At 73.5% G+C, this 21,639-nt stretch carries 19 protein-coding genes; 5 read left to right on the top strand and 14 right to left on the bottom strand.

All coding sequences use genetic code 11. The annotated features are described in order from the left end of the window. Positions 1–60 precede the first annotated feature (60 nt). Genes ABC795_RS16260 through ABC795_RS16275 form a run of 4 tightly spaced genes read right to left on the bottom strand, consistent with a single transcriptional unit; the run spans position 61 to position 4,155 of the window. Positions 61–402 (bottom strand): hypothetical protein, encoded by a 342-nt coding sequence (locus ABC795_RS16260; protein WP_347058209.1) that lies wholly within the window; start codon positions 400–402, stop codon positions 61–63. Positions 403–429: 27 nt separating this feature from the next. After that, a complete protein-coding gene (mftG, locus tag ABC795_RS16265) occupies positions 430–1,962 on the bottom strand; it encodes a mycofactocin system GMC family oxidoreductase MftG (RefSeq protein WP_347058210.1) in 1,533 nt (510 codons plus the stop codon). After that, positions 1,955–3,289, bottom strand: a complete 1,335-nt coding sequence (locus ABC795_RS16270) for an AMP-binding protein (protein WP_347058211.1) — start codon at positions 3,287–3,289, stop codon at positions 1,955–1,957. Before ABC795_RS16270 ends, mftG begins: the two co-directional genes overlap by 8 nt. Next, positions 3,286–4,155: an MBL fold metallo-hydrolase gene (locus ABC795_RS16275; protein WP_347058212.1), complete on the bottom strand. Its 870-nt coding sequence runs from the start codon at positions 4,153–4,155 to the stop codon at positions 3,286–3,288. The genes ABC795_RS16270 and ABC795_RS16275 overlap by 4 nt, the downstream gene beginning before the upstream one ends. Before the next feature lie 58 nt (positions 4,156–4,213). Between ABC795_RS16275 and ABC795_RS16280 the strand changes: the two genes are divergently transcribed. Further along, entirely contained in the window at positions 4,214–4,747 is a 534-nt protein-coding gene (locus tag ABC795_RS16280; RefSeq protein WP_347058213.1) for a hypothetical protein, read from the top strand. Between the two features lie 123 nt (positions 4,748–4,870). On the opposite strand, the gene ABC795_RS16285 is transcribed toward ABC795_RS16280, so the two are convergent. The 4 genes from ABC795_RS16285 to ABC795_RS16300 all read right to left on the bottom strand — a co-directional run bounded on the left by ABC795_RS16285 (position 4,871) and on the right by ABC795_RS16300 (position 9,298). Next, entirely contained in the window at positions 4,871–6,274 is a 1,404-nt protein-coding gene (locus ABC795_RS16285; protein WP_347058214.1) for a M23 family metallopeptidase, read from the bottom strand. 179 nt (positions 6,275–6,453) lie between these two features. Then, entirely contained in the window at positions 6,454–7,254 is an 801-nt protein-coding gene (locus ABC795_RS16290; RefSeq protein WP_347058215.1) for an ATP-binding cassette domain-containing protein, read from the bottom strand. Further along, entirely contained in the window at positions 7,251–8,201 is a 951-nt protein-coding gene (locus ABC795_RS16295) for an ABC transporter permease (RefSeq protein ID WP_347058216.1), read from the bottom strand. Before ABC795_RS16295 ends, ABC795_RS16290 begins: the two co-directional genes overlap by 4 nt. 104 nt (positions 8,202–8,305) lie before the next feature. After that, positions 8,306–9,298 (bottom strand): sugar ABC transporter substrate-binding protein, encoded by a 993-nt coding sequence (locus tag ABC795_RS16300; protein WP_347058217.1) that lies wholly within the window; start codon positions 9,296–9,298, stop codon positions 8,306–8,308. 154 nt (positions 9,299–9,452) lie between these two features. Here ABC795_RS16300 and ABC795_RS16305 point away from each other — a divergent pair, with 154 nt between their 5' ends. Both ABC795_RS16305 and ABC795_RS16310 read left to right on the top strand, forming a co-directional pair. Beyond that, the gene (locus ABC795_RS16305; RefSeq protein WP_347058218.1) at positions 9,453–10,517 is read left to right on the top strand and encodes a Glu/Leu/Phe/Val dehydrogenase dimerization domain-containing protein; all 1,065 of its coding nucleotides are present in this window, start codon (positions 9,453–9,455) and stop codon (positions 10,515–10,517) included. A 195-nt stretch (positions 10,518–10,712) separates the two neighbouring features. Beyond that, a complete protein-coding gene (locus ABC795_RS16310) occupies positions 10,713–10,940 on the top strand; it encodes a DUF3073 domain-containing protein (RefSeq protein WP_347058220.1) in 228 nt (75 codons plus the stop codon). A 174-nt stretch (positions 10,941–11,114) separates the two neighbouring features. Here ABC795_RS16310 and ABC795_RS16315 read toward each other — a convergent pair whose 3' ends face one another. After that, positions 11,115–11,864: an FAD-dependent oxidoreductase gene (locus ABC795_RS16315; RefSeq protein WP_347058222.1), complete on the bottom strand. Its 750-nt coding sequence runs from the start codon at positions 11,862–11,864 to the stop codon at positions 11,115–11,117. Between the two features lie 5 nt (positions 11,865–11,869). Here ABC795_RS16315 and ABC795_RS16320 point away from each other — a divergent pair, with 5 nt between their 5' ends. Beyond that, positions 11,870–12,421: a GntR family transcriptional regulator gene (locus tag ABC795_RS16320; RefSeq protein WP_347058223.1), complete on the top strand. Its 552-nt coding sequence runs from the start codon at positions 11,870–11,872 to the stop codon at positions 12,419–12,421. On the opposite strand, the gene ABC795_RS16325 is transcribed toward ABC795_RS16320, so the two are convergent. Then, the gene (locus ABC795_RS16325) at positions 12,402–13,550 is read right to left on the bottom strand and encodes a helix-turn-helix domain-containing protein (RefSeq protein WP_347058224.1); all 1,149 of its coding nucleotides are present in this window, start codon (positions 13,548–13,550) and stop codon (positions 12,402–12,404) included. The two genes, ABC795_RS16320 and ABC795_RS16325, sit on opposite strands and share 20 nt — an antisense overlap. Positions 13,551–13,705: 155 nt before the next feature. On the opposite strand from ABC795_RS16325, the gene ABC795_RS16330 reads away from it, so the two are divergent. After that, on the top strand, positions 13,706–17,194 hold the full coding sequence (locus ABC795_RS16330) for an indolepyruvate ferredoxin oxidoreductase family protein (protein ID WP_347058226.1): 3,489 nt from the start codon (positions 13,706–13,708) through the stop codon (positions 17,192–17,194). A 41-nt stretch (positions 17,195–17,235) separates the two neighbouring features. Here the strand turns inward: ABC795_RS16330 and purM are convergent, their stop codons facing one another. From purM to ABC795_RS16350, 4 genes are all read right to left on the bottom strand, one after another. Then, positions 17,236–18,315 carry a phosphoribosylformylglycinamidine cyclo-ligase gene (gene purM / locus ABC795_RS16335; RefSeq protein ID WP_347058227.1) on the bottom strand — a complete coding sequence of 360 codons (1,080 nt, stop codon included), beginning with the start codon at positions 18,313–18,315 and terminating at the stop codon, positions 17,236–17,238. After that, positions 18,312–19,850, bottom strand: coding sequence for an amidophosphoribosyltransferase (gene purF, locus ABC795_RS16340; RefSeq protein ID WP_347058228.1), 1,539 nt, complete (start codon positions 19,848–19,850; stop codon positions 18,312–18,314). Before purF ends, purM begins: the two co-directional genes overlap by 4 nt. A 68-nt stretch (positions 19,851–19,918) precedes the next feature. Next, positions 19,919–20,527, bottom strand: a complete 609-nt coding sequence (locus ABC795_RS16345; RefSeq protein ID WP_347058229.1) for an MBL fold metallo-hydrolase — start codon at positions 20,525–20,527, stop codon at positions 19,919–19,921. Beyond that, positions 20,524–21,615 (bottom strand): S-(hydroxymethyl)mycothiol dehydrogenase, encoded by a 1,092-nt coding sequence (locus tag ABC795_RS16350; protein WP_347058230.1) that lies wholly within the window; start codon positions 21,613–21,615, stop codon positions 20,524–20,526. Before ABC795_RS16350 ends, ABC795_RS16345 begins: the two co-directional genes overlap by 4 nt. Positions 21,616–21,639 lie beyond the last annotated feature (24 nt).

Raw genomic sequence — 21,639 nt, forward strand, 5'->3', positions numbered from 1 at the left:
AGCGCCGCGCCGTTATACGTGGGCTGGACCCAGTCGGCAGCCCGGCCAGCACGGGGCCGTTCACGCTGACCGCGACGAAGAGCACGCCCAGCAGGGTGCCGACGACGTTGAACCGGCCGGGCTTGATGGCCGTCGCACCCAGGAGTGCGGCGGACAGCGCGGCGGGCGTGACCCCGACCGACGCCAGGTAGCGGCCGTGCCCGAGCCCAGGGCGGTGATGCTCTCCGGGATACCGATGCTGATCACCTGGTTGGCCGTGTAGAGGCTGATGGGGCCGGCCACCAGCGTGGACGTCCCCAGGGTCGCGATCAGGGCGTTCACGCCGATCTTGGCCAGCAGCACGCCGTTGAGCAAGCCCACCGCGCACCCGGAGACGATGCCGAGCGCGATGGCGACCGGCACCGACAGCCCCGTCCGCGGCGGGGGCGCTCAGTTCTCCGAGGTCATGAGCTCCGCGGCCCGCTCGCCCACGAGCACCGCGGTGGCGGCCGGCCCACGGCTCGGCACCCGGGGGAGCACCGCGGTGTCGGCCACGCGCAACCCGTCGATCCCCCGCACGCGCAGCCACTGGTCGACCACCGCACCCTGATCGCCGTCCGGCCCCATGCGCGCCGTGCCGGAGAGGTGCACCGCGGTCGTCAGCCGCTCCCTGATCCAGGCGTCCAGCGCTCCGTCGTCGGCCGGCACCGGCCCGGTCGGGCCGCCTCCGGGGCTCCCGACGGCCGCGAGGGCCCGCGTGCGCAGCAGCGTCGCGGCGGCGCGGACCCCCTCCCGCATCCGCCGGCGGTCGGCCGCCTCGGCCAGGTGCCCGTACTCCACGACCGGCGGACGCTCCGGATCGCCGTCGGCCAGGACCAGCCGCCCGACGCCCACGGTGCGCTGCAGGCCGACCCCGATCTCCACCGCCTCGCCCTCCGGGGCTGCCTCCCCCGTCATCACCTGCGCGAACGGGGCGAGCCACGGCAGCACCTCCAGGTCCCCCGGCACCTCCGCCCCCGAGGACGTCAGGTGGAGGACGCCGTCCAGCGGCGCGCGCCCCGGTGCCGCCGTGGTCCCCGGGAGGGGGACGAACGGCAGGTAGACCAGCGGGTGGTCGGAGCAGTTCCGGCCCACCCCGGGGGCGTCGACGAGGACGTCGATGCCGGCCGAGCGCAGCGCCGCGGCCGGGCCGACCCCGGACAGCAGCAGCAGATGGGCCGACGCCACCGCCCCGGCGGAGAGCACCACCTCGTCGGCGCGGACGTCCCCGGCCGTGGTGCGCACGCCCACCGCGCGCCCCCGCTCGACCAGCACGCGTAGCACCCGGACGCTTCCGCGCACGGTGAGGCCGGGATGCCCGCGCCGCGGCGCCAGGTAGGCCTCCGCCGTGCTGATCCGCACGCCGTCGACGACGTTCCGTGGCAGCGGGCCGTACCCGGGGGCGCCCCCGGCGTTCTTGTCCGGCTCGGCCGGCAGCTCCAGCTCCTCCGCGGCCGCGGCGAACGCCTCCGCAAGGCACACTCCCCCGCCGGTCCGGGTCACCGGCATCGGTCCGTCGGCGCCGTGCCCGGGCCGGTCGCCGAACTCGCGGTCGCTCTCCAGCCGGCGCAGCGTGGGCAGCAGCCGGTGCCAGGCCCAGAGGTCGTTGCCCGCGGCGGCCCAGCCAGCGGCGTCCGCCGGGGTGGGGCGCACGAAGTAGCCGGCGTTCACCGCGCTGGAGCCGCCCGCCGCGCGGCCGCGGGGCACGCGGACGGTCCGTCCTCCCGGCAGCAGCCCCGGCAGGTCCCAGTTCGCGGGGTGGCCGGGCACGGCGGCGCGCAGGGTGCCGGCGTCGCGCAGCTCCTCGGGGACGTCGGCCGGATCGGGGTGGTGCTCGCCGGCCTCCAGGAGCAGCACGGTCCGGCCGGCGTCGGCCAGCCGGGCGGCCAGCGGGCAGCCCGCGGTGCCCGCGCCGACGACCACGACGTCCCAGTGCTCAGCCACCGGCGAGCCCGAGCACCCCCGGCAGGTCCAGCCGGCGCACCTTCCCGGTGGAGGTCCGGGGCAGTTCGGCCAGCGCGTGCAGCGACTTCGGGCGCTTCGCGGGCGCCAGGTGCTCCCGCGCCCAGCCTGCCAGCTCCTCGGCGCCGGCCCCGCCCACGTAGGCGGCCACCACCCGCTGTCCCCAGTCGGGGTCGGGCACGCCGAACACCGCGCTCTCCACGACACCCGGGTGGGCGTCGAGCACCGCCTCCACCTCCGCCGGGTAGACGTTCACCCCGCCGGAGATCACCAGGTCCTCCCGCCGGCCGTCCAGCCACACGGTGCCGTCGTCGTCCACCCGGCCCAGGTCGCCGACGGTGACCCGGTCGTCCCGCCACGCCGCCGCCGTCTTCCCCGGTGCCCGCCAGTACTCGAATCGTGCCCAGCGCGGCACGGTGCACCAGAGCTGGCCGCGCTCGTCGGTCTCCAGCCGCCGGCCGGGCCGTGCCCGCCCGACGCTGCCCGGGTGCGCCAGCCAGTCGTCCGGCGAGCAGACGGTGAACTGGGCCTCGGTGGAGCCGTAGAACTCCCACACGCTGCCCTCCGGCAGCGCCGCGAGCACCGCGCGCTTGAGCGGCTCGGGGCACGGTGCACCGGCGTGCACGAGGCGGCGGAATGAGGACCAGTCGACCGGGTGGGCGGGCGACGACACGGCGAGCAGCCGCTGCAGGTGGGTGGGGACGCAGAACGTCGTCGTCGGCCGGAGGCCGGACAGCACCGGGGCGACGCGGGCGGCGTCGAAGGGGCCGGGCAGGAGCACCTCGCCACCGGCCAGCAGCGTGTGCATCGCGAACCGCAGCGGCGCGCTGTGGTGCAGCGGGGAGAGGACGACGTGCCGGTCGTGCGGGCCGAAGCCCCACAGCTCGATCTCCTCGCCGGCCAGGGCCCGCGCGTCGTCGTCGGCGAGGACGCCGGACCACACGCCCTTGCGCCGGCCGGTGGTGCCCGACGTGTAGTGCATCGGCCGGGCCAGGGGCACCGGGGCCAGCGCGGCCTCTCCGTCGCCGAGCAGGCGGGCCGGGTCGGAGCCGGCGTCGAGCGCGGGGTCGGCGTCCTCGGCCAGCGCCGCCCGCTCCTCGGCGGGCAGCGCCGGGTCGAGCACCACCGGCACGATCCCGGTGCGCAGGGCGCCCAGCACGACGGCGAGCAGCGCCGGCGAGGCGGCGGCGGACACGAGCAGCCGGTCCCCCTCCCGCAGACCTGCCGCCGCGAGGGCCGCCGCGGCCCTCCGCTGGTCGCGCTCGCTGGCGGCCGCGGTGACGACGGGCACGTCGGAGCCGGCGGTCATGCCGGCCGCACCCCGCCGCCGTCGGTCAGCTCGACGCGCCCCTCGGCGGCGAGCTTGGCCAGCGTGGCCCGGGTGGACTGCGCCGCGGCGGGCCAGACGGCCCGGGAGACCTCCGCGTAGACGGTGGCGACCAGCTCGTCGACGGTGCCCGCGCCGGCGGCCAGCGCGTCCAGCAGCTGCTGCTCCCGGTGTGCGCGGTGCGCCAGGTAGTAGTCGAGGACGGCGGCCGGGTCCTCGGTCAGCTCGGGCCCGTGGCCGCAGTACAGGGCGCTGGGGCCGAGGTCGTGCACCCGCCGCAGGGAGTCGAGGTATGCGACGACGTCGCCCTCCGGGTGGGTGACCACGGAGGTGCCCCGGCCGAGGACGTGGTCGCCGACGAGCACCCCGCCGGACTCCAGCCGGAAGGCCAGGTGGTCGGCCGTGTGCCCTGGGGTGGCGACGACGCCGATCGTCGTCCCGGCCAGGCCGAGCCGCTCTCCCGCGCCGAGCACCCGGCCGTCCGGGCCGGCGACGGCCGCTGCGGCAGCGGCGACGGGGGCACCGAAGCGGGCGCCCCAGGGCAGGGCGGCCGCGGCGTGGTCACCGTGGTGGTGGGTGACCAGGACGGCGACGCAGCGCGCGGCGCGGGCGGCCAGGGCCGCCTCGACCGCCGCGAGGTGCGCCGGTTCGTCGGGGCCCGGGTCCACGACCACTGCCTGGCCGCTGCCCGGCGCACCCACCAGGTAGGTGTTGGTGCCGTCGAGGGTCATCGGCGAGGGGTTGGGAGCGAGCACCCGGGTGACCAGTGGCTCCAGCTCGGCGGTGCGGGGCAGGGCGCCCGGGGCGGGAAGACCCCACACGCCGCGGGGATCGGTCGGAACGGGCACGACCAGCACGCTAGCCGCGGGCCCCCGCCGGACGCACCCGGCGACTACCCTCGCGGCCATGCGCCGATCCCTGCTCCGATCCGCGGTCCTGCCTGCCACCGCCGCTCTGGTGCTGCTGACCGGCTGCAGCGGCTCCGAGGACGAGGACGCCACCGCCTCGCAGGAGACCTCGGCCGCGGAGTCGTCCGCCGCGGAGACCTCCGCTGCGGAGACCTCCGCCGCCGACGCCGCCGACTCCGAGTTCTGCACCGAGGCGACCAGCAGCTTGGAGCGGCTGACCGGCAGCGCCTCCTCGGCCGGGGACCCGAGCGAGCTGCCGCAGATCTTCCGCGGGGCCGCCGAGGAGATCAGGGGCATCGAGGCGCCCGACGAGCTGGCCTCGGACTGGAACGCGCTCGCCGACGGCGCGGAGCAGTTCGCCTCGACGCTGGAGAACGTCGACCTCACCGACCCCGACGCGATGACCACCCTGCAGCAGCAGCTCGCCCCGCTGGAGCAGGAACTCAACGAGGCATCGACGAACGTGCAGAACTACCTCGGCGACGAGTGCGGCGTGGACGTGTCCACCGAGGAGTCCGCGCCGACCAGCTGATCGGCCTTCCCTGGGACGACTGCGGCCCGCCACCCTCCCCCGGGTGGCGGGCCGCAGCGCCGTGCGAGGCCCTGTGCAGGGCCCGCCACGACCTCGCGAGTGGCGGGGGCTCGGGGTCCTTCCTCAGCCGCCGCAGCCCCCGACGTGGACGCCGCGGGCGTTCAGCCAGGGCACGGGGTCGACCTGACCGCCGTACATCTGGCCGCTCGGGTGGACCTCGAAGTGCAGGTGGGGGCCGGTCGACTGCCCGCGGTTGCCGACCTCCGCGATCCGCTCGCCCGCGACGACCCGCTCACCGGTGGAGACGAAGTACCGGTTGACGTGGCCGTAGACGGTCACGGCGCCGTCGTCGCCCTCGATGTAGACGGCGTAACCGAATCCGGTGGCCGTCCCGGCGCGGCGGACCACGCCGCTCGTGGCCGCGTAGACCGGGGTTCCGGTGGGAGCGGCGATGTCCACGCCCCCGTGCAGCGCACCCCAGCGCCAGCCGTAGCAGCTGGACACCCGGCCCGACGTCGGCTTGACGTACCCGACGCCGCTCACTCCCCCGGCGCTGTCGCCGCTGCTCCCGCTCCCGCTGCTCCCGCTCCCGCCGCCCCCGGCCGCGGCGTTCCGGGCGGCGGCGTCCCGGGCGGCCTGGGCGGCTGCCTCGGCCTCGCGCGCGGCGCGCTCGGCGGCGGCCCGGGCGGCGGCCTCCTCGGCTTCCTTCTGGGCGACCCACTGCTGGTAGGCGTTCCGCGCCCCCTGGAGCTCCAGCAGCTGGATCTGGGCGGCCTGCAGCTGCTGCTCGTACTGCGCCTTCTGCGCCTCGATCTCCGCGTAGGCGGCCTGGTGGGAGGCGAGCTGCGCGTCGGCGGCCTCCTTGGCGGCCTGGGCGGCGTCCTCCGCCGCGGCCCGCTCGTCCCGGGTGGCGCGGGCGGTGGAGTCGGCGTTGGCCTGCCGGACCCGGGCCACCTCGAGCGCACCGAGGACGTCGAGCTGGTTGGTGGCCACGTAGTCGAGCATCGCGGCCCGCTGGATCAACTCGCCGGGGCCCTCGGAGTCCAGCAGCGCCGCCGAGCTGGTCAGCGAGGCACCGTTCATGTAGCTGTCGCGGGAGAACGCTGCGATCCGCGTCTCGGCCGCGGTGACCGCCTCGCCGGCGGCGCGGAGCTCGGCGGCGGCCCGGTCCGCGGCCTGCTGGGCGAGCGCCAGCTCCTCCTCGGCGATCAGGTAGGCCGTCCCGGCGGCCTCCGCCTGCACACCCACCCGCTCCAGCTCGGACTCGGCGGTGGCGACCAGGCCGGCGATGCGGCCCACTTCGGCGGCCGCGGCGGCCTGCTGGCTCTGCGCCGCGCTGAGCTGGCCGTCGCTGGGGTTGGGGGGCGGAGCCGGGACCGCGACGGCGGGGACGGCCGTGACCATCAGCGCCGCGCCGACCACGACGCCCACCAGGGCGGTGCGGAACGGGCGAGGGGAGCGGCCCGCGACGAACCGGCGGCTGCCGGTCCGCGGAGTCGCCGGTCCGGACGGGCGGCGCTGGAACATGTGTTCGCTCCCTGGGGAAGAGGGTGGGCGGTGTGGCCCGCGAACAGTCCCACCGTCACCTGGAGTCACAAAGGCAACACGCGGCAATTGGGGCGCGCCGCGTTAAGAACGGTGGGCGACCGTCTCGTCACAGTCGGTATGTCGACTCGCTGATGCGACGGACTCGGCTCGCGCGAGGCTCAGCTCCCCGGGCGCTCCAGCTCGTGGCTGAGGGCGTCCAGCTCGGCGCCGCCGGCCATGAGGCGGGTCAGTTCCTCGCGGCTGATGTCGGCCTTGGCGAACTCCCCGAGGCTGCGCCCCCGGTTGAGCACGAGGAAGCGGTCGCCGACGGGGTGGGCGTGGTGCGGGTTGTGGGTGATCAGCACGACCCCCACCCCCCGGTCCCGGGCCTGCGCCACGTAGCGCAGAACCACGCCCGCCTGCTTGACGCCGAGCGCCGAGGTGGGCTCGTCGAGGATCAGCACCCGGGCCCCGAAGTGCACCGCGCGGGCGATCGCCACCGATTGGCGCTCCCCACCGGAGAGCGTGCCGACCGGCTGGTCGGGGTCGCGGATGTCGATGCCCATCGCGGCCAACTCCCGGCGGGTGGTCTCCTTGGCGCGGGCGACGTCGAACCGGCGGAAGGGTCCCCGGCCGCGGGTGGGCTCGGCGCCCAGGAAGAAGTTCCGCCAGATCGCCATCAGCGGGATCATCGCGAGGTCCTGGTAGACGGTGGCGATCCCGGCGTCGAGCGCCTCGCGCGGCGAGCCGAAGTCGGCCGGCCGCCCGTCCAGGAGCACGCTGCCACGGTCCGCCCGGTGCACGCCCGAGAGGATCTTGATCAGCGTCGATTTGCCCGCGCCGTTGTCGCCCAGGACGCAGGTGACCTCGCCGGCGCGCACGGTGCTGCTCACGCCGTCGAGGGCGATGACCGACCCGTAGTCCTTGCCGACGTCGGCCAGCTCCAGCAGCGGCGGGCCTCCGTCCCGGTGGGCGGTCACCGCGGGGCCGCCTCGGCCGAGCGGCGGACCAGCCGGTTGGCCAGGACCGCGAGCAGCAGCATGGCGCCGAGGAAGAAGTAGAACCAGTCGGCGTCCCAGCGCAGGTACGGAATGCCCAGCTGCGTCATACCGAAGATCAGCGCCCCGAGTGCGGCGCCGACGGCCGATCCGAATCCGCCGGTGAGCAGGCAGCCGCCGATGACCGCGGCGACGATGTAGATGAGCTCCTGGCCGATGCCGGTGTTGGCCTGGACCGACGTCAGCCGGACGGCGAGCGTGGTGCCGACGAACCACGCCGCGGCCGCCGTCGTCATGAACAGCGCGATCGTGGTGCGGCGGGCCGGCACGCCGACGTTGCGGGCGGCCACCTCGTCACCCCCGGTGGCGAAGATCCAGTTGCCGAAGCGGGTGCGCAGCAGGACCCAGGTGGCCAGCGCGGTGAACAGCAGCCACCACAGCACCGCCACCCGGATCGGCGCGCCCAGGATCTCCAGGCGCGAGGCGAACACCCACTCCGCCGCCGTGTAGCCGGGTACGTCGTCGATGCCGCCGACGGTGACCGTGTCGGTGAACAGCTTGGTCAGGCCCAGGTTGAGCCCCTGGAGCATCAGGAAGGTGCCGAGCGTGATGATGAAGCTCGGCAGCTTCGTGCGGGTGACCAGCCAGCCGTTGAAGAAGCCGATCGCCAGGGCGACGACCAGCGCGACGCCGATGGCCACCCACAGGTTCTGCCGGAACTCGACCGCGACGATGCCGACGGTCAGCGCGGTGGTGCCGGTCATCACCCCGGCGGACAGGTCGAAGTGCCCGCCGATCATGAGCAGCGCGACCCCGACCGCCATGATCCCCAGCGTCGAGGCGGGGTCGAGCCAGTTGGCGATGCCGCGCGGTGACCGGAACACCTCGGACTGGACCGCGAAGAACGAGAACACCGCGATCGCGCCCACCAGCGCGCCCAGCTCCGGCTTGACCAGCAGGCGGCGCAGCGGACCGGCGGCGCCCAGCCGCTCGTCGGCCCGCTGGTCCGCCGGGGCCGCGGCCTCCCGGGTGCTCAGCGCGTGCCGGCCGTGGCGAGGTCGGCGATCTCGTCGACGTTCTCGGCGTCGACGATGGCCGGTCCGGTGAGCACGGGCTGGCCACCACCGACCGTGTTCAGGTTCTCGACGTACAGCTTCAGCATCACGACCGGCAGGTAGCCCTGCTCGAACTGCTGCTGGTCGACGGCGAAGGCGATGTCGCCGGCCTGGATTCCGCTGATCACGTCCGCGTTGAGGTCGAACGTGGCCACCTGGGCGTCCGAGCCGGCGTCCTGGGCCGCGTCCACCGCGACGGCCGCCACGGCCGAGTTCAGCGCCAGGACGGCGTCGATGGACGGGTCGGTCTGCAGCTGCGAGGCGATCGTCGACTGCGCGCCCGGCAGGTCGTTGATGTCGACCTGCACGGTGCTGATCCCGCCGCCCAGCCCCTCGGCCGCGCCGGCGCAGCGCTGCTCCAGGCCGATGTTGCCGGCCTCGTGGATGACGCAGAGCACGTTCTGGGCGCCGTCCTCGGCCAGCCGCCGGCCGGCGCCCTGCCCGGCGATGGCCTCGTCCTGGCCGACGTGGCCGATGGCGCCGAACTCGGTGGAACGGCCACCGCCGGAATTGATGGTGACCACCGGGATGCCGGCCTCGACCGCGTCCTCGATCGAGCCCTGCAGGGCGTCGGGGTTCGCCATCGAGACGACGATGCCGTCCACGTCCTGGTTCACCGCGGCGTCGATCAGCTGCGCCTGCCGCTGCGGGTCGCCGTCGCTCTGGTAGTCGACGTCGATGCCCAGGTCCTCCCCAGCGGCCTCGGCGCCGTTCTGGACGACGTCCCAGAACGCGTCCCCGGCCGAGCCGTGGGTGACCACCGAGAAGACCAGGTCGCCCTCAGCGCCGGCTCCACCGCCGGAGCCGCCGGAGCCGCCGTCGCCACCGTCACCCGCGCTGTCCGTGGTGCAGGCGGAGAGAAGCAGGGGCGCCGCCAGGGCGAGCGCCAGCAGTCGCTTGGGTGCGGCCATCGAGAGTCCTCCTGTGCTCGCGGGGCCTGGAGCCCACGCGTCCGGTCCGCCCAGGATCATGCCCCTCCCGCCCGCGGTCGGCGCCCCCGAGGGTGACGACGTCGCCGGAGTCCACCGGCCGGGCGACCGCCGCACGGCGTTCTAGGCTCCAGACGTGGACGTCCTGGCATCCGGTCATGAGCAGGTCGTGTTCTGCAGCGACCCCGAGTCGGGGTTGCGGGCGATCATCGCGATCCACTCCACGGCCCTCGGGCCGGCCCTGGGGGGCACGCGCTTCCACCCCTACGCGAGCGAGGACGCCGCCCTGGCCGACGCGCTGCGGCTGTCGGCGGCCATGTCGTACAAGAACAGCCTGGCCGGCCTCGACCTCGGTGGCGGCAAGGCCGTGATCATCGGCGACTCGCGCACCGACAAGACCGAGGCCCTGCTGCGCGCCTACGGCCGGTTCGTGGAGTCGCTGGGCGGCCGCTACCTGACCGCCTGCGACGTCGGCACCTACAACGCCGACCTCGACGTCGTGGCCCGGGAGACGCGGTTCGCCCACGGCCGGTCGGAGGCCTACGGCGGCTGCGGCGACTCCTCGGTGCTCACCGCCTACGGCGTGTTCCAGGGGATGCGTGCGGCCGCGCAGCACTGCTGGGGCTCCCCGTCGCTCGCCGGGCGCACCGTCGCCGTGGCGGGTGTGGGCAAGGTGGGCTCGTGGCTGGTCGACCACCTCGTCGACGACGGCGCCGACGTGGTCGTCACCGACGTCGACCCGGCCGCCGTCGAGCGGCTGCAGGGGCGGCATCCGGAGATCGGCGCGGTCGCCGACACCGAGACCCTGGTGCGCACCCCGCACGACGTCTACGCGCCGTGCGCGCTGGGCGGGGCGCTGGACGAGGAGACCGTCGCGGTGCTGCCGGGCCGGATCGTCTGCGGCGGGGCCAACAACCAGCTGGCCACTCCCGCGATGGCCGACCGGCTGAGCGAGCGCGGCGTCCTCTACGCACCGGACTTCCTCGTGAACGCCGGCGGGGTCATGCAGGTGGAGGACGAGCGGCACGGCTTCTCCTTCGACCGCGCGCAGGCCAAGGCCTCGGGCATCTTCGACGTGGCGCTGCGGGTGTTCGCCCTCGCCGACGCCGAGGGCGTCTCCCCCTCCGTGGCCGCCGATCGGCTGGCCGAGGAGCGGATGCGCACGGTCGGCCGGCTCGCCACGATCCGGCTCCCACGCTGAAAAAAGGACCCCGTCCTCGCCACCCCTCGCAAGCCCGGGGCGGCGCCCTGGACGGGGCCGCGGGAGGGGCGTGTGCCCGCCGCGGATCCGTGTCGTAATGTTGTCCGAGACATTGTCACTCAGTCGGGGTCGCCACGCGGGCCGCATCAGCCGCTTGGCTGGTCCACCGCACTCCGTAACGAGGGGGTCGAGCCGATGGGGCGCGGCCGAGCGAAGGCCAAGCAGACACGCGTGGCCCGTGAGCTCAAGTACAGCTCACCGAACACCGACCTCACCGCGCTTCAGCGCGAGCTGGCCGGTTCGTCGTCGACCTACACCGCGCCCAGCGCGGCTGATGACGACGACGAGGACGAGGACGACACGTACGCCGATCGTTGGGCGGACGACGACTCCGACGACGACGACTGGCCGGCCAGCCGCTGACCTGCGGTTCCTCAGTCTGACACCACGACACCGCGGCCCTCTGGGGCAGCGGTGTCGTGGTGTTCCGCCCGGGCCGCGCCGTTGCCGAGCGTGGACGCGCGCCTCTCGTGACACGACAGTGCCCCGCACACCGCGGGTGTGCGGGGCACCGTCGTCCGGCGGCCGGGCGGTCGGTCAGGCGGCGACCCGGTGCGAGCGCACCTGGAAGGGCGTCGTGTCCAGCGCGGGAGGCCGGCCGGCCACCACGTCGGCCAGTATCCGGCTTGAGCCGCACGCCATCGTCCAGCCCATGTGCCCGTGGCCGGTGTTGTAATACAGGTTGCGCTGCTTGCCCCGACCCTCGATCGGCGGGCCATCCGGGGTCATCGGCCGCATGCACGAGCGCATCCGGGCCCGCTCCCAGTCCACGGCGGTCGGGAACAACTCGCGCCCGGTCTTCAGGATGTTGGAGAAGTCCGAGTACTTCCAGTCCCGGTCGAATCCGGCGAACTCGGCCGTCGAGGAGATCCGCAGCTGATCACCGAAGCGCGACCAGGCGACGAGCGTCGCCTCGTCCACGCCGCCGACGGCGGGGGTCGCGTCGGCATCCACGACGTCGGCGGTCAGCGAGTAGCCCTTCGCCGGGTACATCGGCAGCCGCTGCCCCGCCGTCCTCGCCAGGAACGGGCTCTGGATGCCGAGCGCGAGCACGTAGTTGTCCGCCGTGAGGAGCCCCGCGTCGGTCCGCACGCCGGTGACCCGGTCGCCATCGGTCACGAAGCCCTGGGCGGTCACGCCGAGCCGGAACTCCACGCCCAAGCCGCCGCAGCGCTGTGCCAGCTCGTTGGTGAACAGCTCTGAGTTACCACTGGCGTCGGAGGTGACGTGGATGGCGCCGGCGAAGGTCTCGCCCGCCGCGGCGAAGGCCGGGTCGAGCTTGGCCACGGCTCGTGGAGACCGAGATCGCGGCCCAACTCGGCGCCAGCCGCACGCCTGTGCGCGAGGCGCTGGTCCGGCTCGTCAAGGACGGTCTCGCGGTCCGTTCCCGGCACGGCCTGATGGTCCGGGAGTTCACGCTCCCCGAGGTCCGCGAGATCTACGAAGTCCGAGCAGCCCTCGAGGGCTACGCCGCCCGCCTGGCCGCCGAACGGTGCAGCCGCGAGGCGCTGGCAGAGCTGGCCGAAAGCTTGAACCACCACGCACGGACGTCGCGGGACCAGGACGTCAATCGGGCGAGGGTCGTCGAGACCAACGCCGACTTCCACAACGCCGTCCTGGCGGCCGCAGGAAACCGCCGAATGCAGTCGTTGGCGACCAGCAACCTGTCGTACTTCTTCAACATCGAGGCCGCCGCCGTGACCTCGGATGAAACTCTCGCCGTAGCACTGGACGAGCACCAGCTGATCTACGACGCCATCCGGGACCGGGACGGCGATCGGGCGGAAACCATCGTGCGCGGCCATGTCATGGCCGGGCTGGCGGTCATCGAGAGCTTCCTCTGAGCGCGAGCCGGCAGATGGCCTCCGACTTCACCAGGCCGCCGAACGTCCGCGGGTCCCATCCGGTCAGCCGCGCCCAGCGCTGGAGCCGATAGGTCACGGAGTTCGCGTGGAGGTGCAACTCCTGCGCGGTACGGGCGACCGACATGTCCGCCTCGGCGAACGCGAGGACGGTCGCCGCCAGGTGCGTATGCGCCGCCGCGGTCTCCAGCCCCCCGGTCATCAGCGGCTCCAGCCGGGCCGCCTCCGACAGCAGGCACGCCTCAGCCCACACGTCGGCGAACCGGGCGACCGGACGTCCGTCCGAGGTGGCCGACAGGGCCAAGCGGGCGTCGCCCAGGCTGAGCGCCGCGCCCGGCAGGCCACTGCGAGGCAGGCCGATTCCGACGTGCCCGCCCAGCGGCAGGCGAATGGCGAGCTGGTCGAGCCACTCCTGCCCGACGCCCTCCACGACGATCACGAGCGCGCCGTCCTGGTAGGAGTACACCAGCGGCACCGCCACCCGGTCCAGCTCCCGGCGGAGCTCCGGCGGGAGCACCACCTCGCTGGTGGACCGCCGCCACAGGCCGGCGACGTAGGTGCCGTGCGGATCCATTCCCAAGGCATCAGCCGTGCGAGACGCCTCGGCATCGTGCCGGCCGGTGAGGAGCAGCTCCACCAGGCGATGCGAGAGCGTCACCCGATGGGTCTGCAGCTCGCGGCTGACGTCTCCGTGCGCGGAGGCGAGGACCGTGGAGATGGCGTGCAGCAGCCTGAGCATGAGGCCGGCCACCTCGGGCAGCAGGGGCGCCGCCGACCGCGGCTCCCGGCAGAGCGCGCGCCACAGCCGCTGGTCGCCCAGGTGGTAGGCGCCGATGAGGACGTCCACCGGAATGCCCTGGCGCGCTCGCCGACGAGCGAGGGCGGCGGCTCGCTGCAGATCGTCGTCGGCCAGCAGACGCCGCCCGGCCAGCGCATCCAGGCGACGCCGCTGCTGCTCGGTCACCGCCACGAGGTGCTCCTCGAACGGCACCACGGCATACGCGGGCAGGTCGCGACGGATGGTGGTCACGGAGTCGCGCGCCAGACCGTCCAGGTCCTCTCGCACCCGGGCGCACAGGTCGGCCACCGGCGCCCACGACGGCCCGGTCATGAGCTGGTCGTGGAATTCACGAGGGGGACAGTGGATCACTGGAGCGATTTTGGCGGATGGACCACAGACATCGGTCCTCCCAGACATGCATATTGGTGAACCTACCGAACGCGGTGCCGGTCAGCGCAGCGCGGGAACCATTTTTGGGAGCTTTCATGACCGTCACCGCCGGCCGGCCCGTGCGCCTCGAGGACCGCTACGAGCTGCGCGATGGAGAGATCTACCTCTCGGGTCTGCAGGCCCTCGTCCGGATAATCCTCGACCAGAACCGGCTCGACCGGCGCAACGGGCTTGACACCGCCACCTTCATCTCCGGCTACGAGGGCTCGCCCCTGGCGGGCTTCGACCTGGAGCTCTCCCGGCAGGCGACGCTGCTCGGACAGCACCGAGTGGTGTTCAAGCCGAGCGTGAACGAGGAGCTCGGCGCCAACGCGGTGCAGGGGTCCCAGCTGGCTTCCTCCGTCGGCGACATGACCTGTGATGGTGTCGTCGGGATCTGGTACGGCAAGGCGCCAGGCCTGGACCGGGCCACGGACGCCCTCCGGCACGCCAATCTGGGCGGGGCGGCCCCCACCGGGGGCGTGCTCGTACTCGTCGGTGACGACTCGATCGCCAAGTCCTCGACGGTGCCCAGCAGCTCCGAGACCGCCATGGCCGAGATCGGCATGCCGGTGCTTTCCCCGAGCGACCCCCAGGACGTCCTGGACCTGGGTCTGCACGGGATCGCCCTCTCCCGGTTCAGCGGCCTGTGGACGGGGCTGAAGCTGGCGACCAACGTCGTCGACGGGGCCGGCACCGCGGTGGTGCAGACCGACCAGGTCGAACCGGTGTTCCCCGACCGCACCGTCGACGGGGCGGAGTACCGGCACCAGGTCACCGCGAGATTCCTGCAGCCGACGTTGGCCGAGCTCGAGAAGACCCTCACCACGACTCGCCCGGAACTCGCGCTCCGCTACGCCTACGCCAACGGCCTCAACCGGATCGAGGGCGATCCCACCGCCCGGATCGGTATCGTCACCGCTGGCGCCGGCTACCTCGACGTCCTCCAGGCCCTCGCGATGACGGGCATCCCCGCCGAGGACCTCCCCAGCTCCGGGATCCGGATCCTCAAGCTCGGCATGGTTTCCCCGGTGGAGCCGCGCATCCTCGCCGAGTTCGCCGACGGGCTCGAGGAGATCGTCGTCGTCGAGGAGAAGCGACCCTTCGTCGAGCTGGCGGTCAAGGACCTGCTCTACGGCGTCGCGGGCGCCCCTGCCGTGTACGGCAAGCGCGGCCCGGACGGCGCCCAACTGCTGCGCGCCGACGCCGACCTGCCGCCGGAGGTCATCGCCAAGGCACTGGCGCCGCGACTGGTGGCGCGGACCGGATCGGCTCCGGTCGCGGCCTGGCTCGAGCGGTCCTCGGCGCCGGCCCGGCCGGTCCGCACGCTGCTGCCGATGGTCAATCGCACGCCGTTCTTCTGCAGCGGATGCCCCCACAACCGCTCCACCGCGGTGCCCGAGGGGTCCCTGGTCGGCGCCGGCATCGGCTGCTCGGCGCTGGCCTCGTTCATGCCGGAGGAGCGGGTCGGCACGATCACCGGGCTGGCCCAGATGGGCGGCGAGGGCGTGGCCTGGATCGGCATGGCGCCTTTCGTCGAGCACCGCCACCTCCTGCAGAACCTCGGCGACGGCACCTACCACCACTCCGGCAGCCTCGCGATCCGTGCCTCGGTGGCGGCGGGCTCGAACATCACCTACAAGCTGCTGCACAACGGCGCGGTCGCGATGACCGGAGGGCAGCAGGCGGTCGGCAAGATGGCGGTGCCCGAGATCGTCGCCGAGTTGCTCGCCGAGGGCGTGTCGCGTGTCGTCGTCACCACCGAGGACCTCGACCGCTACAAGGGCGTGCGGCTGCCCAAGGGAGTCGAGGTCCGGCACCGGGACCGGCTCATCGAGACGCAGGAGGAGCTGGCCGGGGTTGAGGGCGTCACCGTCCTCATCCACGACCAGGAGTGCGCCACCGAGCTGCGCCGCAAGCGCAAGCGCCGCAAGGTCGCCGAGCCCGTCGAGCGGGTGTTCATCAACGAACGGGTGTGCGAGGGCTGCGGCGACTGCGGCACCACGTCCAACTGCCTCTCCGTCCAGCCGGTCGACACCGAGTTCGGGCGCAAGACCCAGATCCACCAGGCGTCGTGCAACAAGGACTTCTCCTGCCTGGACGGCGACTGCCCCTCGTTCCTCAGCGTGGTCCCCGGGTCGGCGGTCAAGCGCGAGGACCGCGGAACACTCGAGGCCGCGGACCTCCCCCGCCCGACGCTGAAGGTGGACCCCGCGGACTACAACCTGCGGATCACCGGCATCGGCGGGACCGGCGTCGTCACCACGGCGCAGATCATCTCGACGGCCGCGGTCATGGCCGGGATGTACGTCCGCAGCCTGGACCAGATGGGCATGGCGCAGAAGGGCGGCGCCGTGGTCTCCGACATCAAGCTCTCGACGTCCCCGATCTCGGGAACCAACAAGGTCGCTCCGGGCGAATGCGATCTGTACCTGGGCTGCGACCTCATCGTTGCCGCCAACGCCACCAACCTCCAGGTGACCTCGCCGGAGCGGACCATCGCCGTAGTGTCGACCTCGGCGGTGCCCACCGGTGCGATGGTGACGGACCCGACCGCGAGTTTTCCCGGCGTGGAGGAAACCAGCGGCCGCATCCTGGAGAGCACACGGGCCGGTGACAGCGCCCTCGGCGACGTCCGACGCCTGGTGGACGGACTGTTCGGCGACGACCAGTACGCCAACATCTTCCAGGTCGGGATGGCCGTCCAGGCCGGCGCGCTGCCGGTGGACGCCGACGTCCTGGAGCGGGCCATCGAGCTCAACGGCGTGGCCGTCGAGCGCAACCTGCAGGCGTTCCGCCGCGGGCGTCAACTGGTCGCCGACCCCGACGCCCTGCAGGCCGTCCTGCCCGCGGACGCCACCCGGCGCGACGCCCCGACGGACACCGCCCGGGAACTGGCGGCCGGGCTCGACCTCACCGACGAGACCCTCGCCGCGCTCGTGCTACGCCGGATCGACGAGTTGGTGGCCTACCAGAACCGGCAGTACGCACAGCGGTACGTCGCGGTGCTCGAGCGGGTGCAGGCGCGGGAACGTGCTGCCACGGGCACCGGTGGACCGGTCACCGCGGCCGTGGCCGTCAACCTCTACAAGCTCATGGCGTACAAGGACGAGTACGAGGTCGCCCGCCTGTCCCTGGACCCGGAGCTCCAGCGCCGGGTGAAGGAGCAGTTCGGGGCGGACGCCACCTACTCATACCGGCTGCACCCGCCGGTGCTCCGCGCTGCGGGCATGGACCGCAAGATCAGCCTCGGCAGTTGGTTCCGGCCCGGCTTCCGCACCCTCTACGCGATGCGCGGGTTGCGCGGTACCCGGCTGGACCCCTTCGGCCGCGGCGAGGTGCGCGCCACCGAACGCGCGCTGATCGACGAGTACGTCACCGCCGTCGACGACGCGCTGACGGTGCTCGGCCCGGACACCGCGGCGACGGTGGCCGAGCTGGCCGGTCTGCCCGACATCGTGCGCGGGTACGAGCACCTAAAGATGGCGAACGTGGCGCGGTACCGCGAGCGCCTCACCGAGCTCCGCTCCGCGCTGGGCCGCTGAGCGGAGCTCGGTGCCCTGCGGGGCACCGAGCTCCGCTCCGCTCAGCGGTACGAGCCGGTGAGCTCGGCGGCCGGTGCTGCGCCGTCGTCGCAATCCCGCACGGTGCCGGCGATCCACGCGGGCACCCCGCGGGCCGCGAGCAGCGCGACGGCGGCGTCGGCGTGCTCGGGGGCGACGGCGGCGACCATGCCGACGCCGCAGTTGAAGGCCCGCTCGGACTCCGTCCGCGGCACGCCGTGCTCCTCCATCAGCCGGACCGCGGCGGGCAGCGCCCAGGTGCCGCGGTCGAGCACCGCCTGCAGCCCCCCGGGCACCACGCGCGCGGTGTTGCCGGCCAGCCCGCCGCCGGTGATGTGCGCGTAGGCGTGCACCGTCTCCACACCGAACTCCTCGACCAATGCCAGGCAGCCCAGGGCGTAGATGCGGGTGGGCTCGAGGAGTTCCTCGCCCAGCGGGCGGTCCAGCCCTGCCGGCGTGGCGGTGAGATCCAGCCCCGTGGCGGCGACGACGCGCCGCACCAGCGAGTAGCCGTTGGAGTGGAAGCCGGACGAGGCCATCGCGACGACGGCGTCCCCGCTGCGCACCCGCTCCGGGCCGAGGACGGCATCGGCCTCCACGACCCCCACCGCGGTGGCCGCGAGGTCGTACTCGTCGGCGTCCATGAGGTCGCCGTGCTCGGCGGTCTCCCCGCCGACCAGCGCGGCACCGGCCTGCGTGCAGCCGGCGGCGATCCCGCTGACGATCGCGGCGATCCGCTCGGGCACGACCGTGCCGCAGGCGACGTAGTCCTGCAGGAACAGGGGCTCGGCGCCGCAGGCCACCAGGTCGTCGACCACCATCGCGACCAGGTCGATGCCCACGGTGTCGTGCCGGTCCAGCTGGCGGGCCAGGGCGATCTTCGTGCCGACGCCGTCGGTGGAGGAGGCCAGCAAGGGACGGCGGTACTTCTGCGTGTCGAGGGCGAACAGGCCGGCGAAACCGCCGAGCCCACCCACCACCTCGGGCCGGTTGGTGCGCTCCACCGCGGAGCGCATCAGCGTGACCGCGCGCTCGCCGGCGTCGATGTCGACGCCGGAGGCGGCGTAGGTCAGCTCCGGGTGGGTGTCCTGCTCGGAGCTCACGGCCGCCTCAGCGCATCCTCGGCGCCGCCGGGCACCGCGGCGCTGCCGGCCTGCTGACCGGTCCAGCCGCTCACCGCGCGCTGGCCGATGCCCTCGAGGACGTGCTTGCCCAGCACCTCCGGCGCACCCAGCGGGATCGGGTACTCGCCGGTGAAGCACGCGGTGCACAGCCGGTTCACCGGCTGCTCCGTCGCGGCGATGAGCCCCTGCTCGGAGACGTAGCCCAGCGAGTCGGCGTTGACCGACGCCCGCACGCCGTCGATGTCCAGGCCGTTGGCGATGAGCTCGGCCCGGCTGGCGAAGTCGATGCCGTAGAAGCACGGCCACTTGACCGGCGGGGACGCGATGCGGACGTGCACCTCGACCGCTCCGGCCTCGCGCAGCATCCGGACCAGCGCCCGCTGCGTGTTGCCGCGCACGATCGAGTCGTCGACGACCACGAGCCGCTTGCCGCGGATGACGTCGCGCAGCGGGTTCAGCTTGAGCCGGATGCCCAGCTGCCGGATGGTCTGGCTGGGCTGGATGAAGGTGCGCCCCACGTAGGAGTTCTTGACCAGGCCCAGCCCGTAGGGGATGCCCGACGCCTCGGCGTAGCCGACGGCCGCCGGGGTGCCGGACTCGGGAACCGGGATGACCAGGTCGGCGTCGGCGGGGTGCTCCTTGGCCAGCCGGCGGCCGATCTCCACGCGCGCCGCGTGCACGCTTCGCCCGGAGATCGTGGTGTCCGGGCGGGCGAGGTAGACGTACTCGAAGACGCAGCCCTTGGGCTCCGCCGGGGCGAAGTGCTGGCTGCGCAGACCGTTCTCGTCGATGGCGATCAGCTCGCCGGGCTCGACCTCGCGCACCACGGAGGCGCCGACGATGTCGAGGGCGGCGGTCTCGCTGGCCACGACCCAGCCGCGCTCGAGCCGGCCGAGCACGAGCGGGCGGACGCCCTGCGGGTCGCGGGCGGCGTAGAGCGTGTCCTCGTCCATGAACGTGATGGAGAAGGCGCCCCGCAGCTGCGGCAGCACCTCCATCGCCGCGGCCTCGACCGAGATGTCCTGGTAGGAGGCGATCAGCGCGGTGACCAGGTCGGAGTCGTTCGTCGCCACGAAGGCGCCCGGCACACCGGCGTCGGCGGCCTTGCTGGCCAGCTCGGCGGTGTTGACCAGGTTCCCGTTGTGGCAGAGCGCCAGGCCGGTGCCGGCCTCGGTGGTGCGGAACGTCGGCTGCGCGTTCTCCCACGTGGAGGCCCCGGTGGTCGAGTACCGGGTGTGGCCGACGGCGAGGTGGCCGCGCAGGCTGCCGAGGGTCGGTTCGTCGAAGACCTGGCTGACCAGCCCCAGGTCCTTGTAGACGACGACCGAGGCGCCGTCGGACACCGCGATGCCCGCCGCCTCCTGACCGCGGTGCTGGAGGGCGTACAGACCGAAATAGGTCAGCTTCGCGACCTCCTCCCCCGGCGCCCAGACACCGAAGACGCCGCAGGCGTCCTGAGGTCCGGGGGACTGGGGGTCGAGGTCGTGCGTCAGCCGTCCATCACCGCGAGGCACGGGGTCGAGCGTACCGGCGCCGGCCGCTCAGCCCCCGGGCCCAGGTGGTGGGCCGTGTCACCCTGTCCTCAGCGGACGTTCGACAGCTCCGCGGCGATCGTCGTGTCGTCGCCGTGCCCGGTCCGCACGACGGTGTCGCCGTGCAGGCTGAGCAGCTGCGCCCGGATCGAGTTCACGATCGTCGGGTGGTCGCTGAACGACCGCCCGGTCGCCCCGGGGCCGCCGCAGAACAGCGTGTCCCCGGTGAAGACCGTGCGCAGGTCCGCCGCGTGCAGGCAGGTGCTGCCCGGCGAGTGCCCCGGCGTGTGCAGCGCGACCAGCCGGGTGCCGGCGACGTCGAACCGCGTGCCCGCCCGCAGCTCCTCGTCGGGGGCGGCGTCCGGGTGCGTCATGTCCCAGAGCATCCGGTCGGCGCTGTTGAACCAGATCGGGGCGCCGGTGGCCTCCCGCAGGGCCGGTGCGGCGGTGATGTGGTCGTTGTGGCCGTGGGTGAGCACGATCGCGGTGACCTTCCGGCCACCGATCGCCCCGACGATGGGAGCGGCGTCGTGCGGGGCGTCGATGACCAGCACCTCCTCGTCGTTCCCGACGAGCCACACGTTGTTCTCGACGTCGAAGTCCTGCCCGTCGAGGGAGAAGACCCCGGGGACGACGACCTTGTCGATGCGCGCGGTCACTCGTCGAACACCACGACCGAGCGCAGCACCTCGCCGTGGTGCATCTTCTCGAACGCCTGCTCGACGTCGCCGAGGCCGATCGTCTCGGAGACGAAGGCGTCGAGGTCGAAACGGCCCTGCAGGTAGAGGTCGACCAGCATCGGGAAGTCGCGGCTGGGCAGGCAGTCGCCGTACCAGGAGGACTTGATGGCGCCGCCGCGGCCGAAGATCTCGATCGCCGGCAGGGTGACCTCCATGCCCGGCGTCGGCACGCCGACCATGACGACGCGGCCGGCGAGGTCGCGGGCGTAGAACGCCTGCTCGAACACCGCGGGGTGGCCGACGGCGTCGATCGCGACGTCGACGCCGAAGCCGCCGGTCAGCGCCTTGATCGCCTCGACCGCGTCGGTCTCCTTCGAGTTCACCGTGTGGGTGGCGCCGAACTGCCTGGCCCACTCCAGCTTCCGGTCCTCGATGTCGACGGCGATGATCGTCGTCGCCCCGGCCAGCTTCGCACCGGCGATGGCGGCGTCACCGACGCCGCCGCAGCCGAAGACCGCCACCGTCTCGCCGCGCTGCACCCCACCGGTGTTGATCGCCGCGCCGACACCGGCCATCACGCCGCAGCCGAGCAGACCAGCGGCCGTCGGCGGGGCGGCCGGGTCGACCTTGGTGCACTGCCCGGAGTGGACGAGCGTCTTCTCCGCGAACGCGCCGATGCCCAGCGCGGGGGACAGCTCGGTGCCGTCGGCGAGCGTCATCTTCTGCGCGGCGTTGTGGGTGTTGAAGCAGTACTGCAGCTGGCCCTTGCGGCAGGCGCGGCACTCACCGCACACCGCCCGCCAGTTGAGGACCACGTAGTCACCGACGGCGACGTTGGTGACGCCCTCGCCGATCGCCGCCACGAGACCGGCCGCCTCGTGCCCCAGCAGGAAGGGGAAGTCGTCGTTGATGCCGCCCTCGCGGTAGTGCAGGTCGGTGTGGCAGACCCCGCAGGCCTGCACGTCCACGACCGCCTCACCGGGGCCCGGATCGGGGACCACGATCGTCTCGACCGTGACCGGCTGTCCCTTGCCGCGGGCGACCACGCCTCGCACCTCGTACGCCATGGGGGCAGCCTAGGACGCACCTCG

This window comes from Blastococcus sp. HT6-30 (assembly GCF_039729015.1).
GTDB lineage: Bacteria > Actinomycetota > Actinomycetes > Mycobacteriales > Geodermatophilaceae > Blastococcus.

Coding starts and splice junctions, on each gene's coding strand:
- ABC795_RS16270 (WP_347058211.1), bottom strand. CDS start 3,289: ATGACCGCCGGCTCCGACGTGCCCGTCGTCACCGCGGCCGCCAGCGAG.
- ABC795_RS16280 (WP_347058213.1), top strand. CDS start 4,214: ATGCGCCGATCCCTGCTCCGATCCGCGGTCCTGCCTGCCACCGCCGCT.
- ABC795_RS16285 (WP_347058214.1), bottom strand. CDS start 6,274: ATGTTCCAGCGCCGCCCGTCCGGACCGGCGACTCCGCGGACCGGCAGC.
- ABC795_RS16300 (WP_347058217.1), bottom strand. CDS start 9,298: ATGGCCGCACCCAAGCGACTGCTGGCGCTCGCCCTGGCGGCGCCCCTG.
- ABC795_RS16310 (WP_347058220.1), top strand. CDS start 10,713: ATGGGGCGCGGCCGAGCGAAGGCCAAGCAGACACGCGTGGCCCGTGAG.
- ABC795_RS16325 (WP_347058224.1), bottom strand. CDS start 13,550: ATGACCGGGCCGTCGTGGGCGCCGGTGGCCGACCTGTGCGCCCGGGTG.
- ABC795_RS16330 (WP_347058226.1), top strand. CDS start 13,706: ATGACCGTCACCGCCGGCCGGCCCGTGCGCCTCGAGGACCGCTACGAG.
- ABC795_RS16350 (WP_347058230.1), bottom strand. CDS start 21,615: ATGGCGTACGAGGTGCGAGGCGTGGTCGCCCGCGGCAAGGGACAGCCG.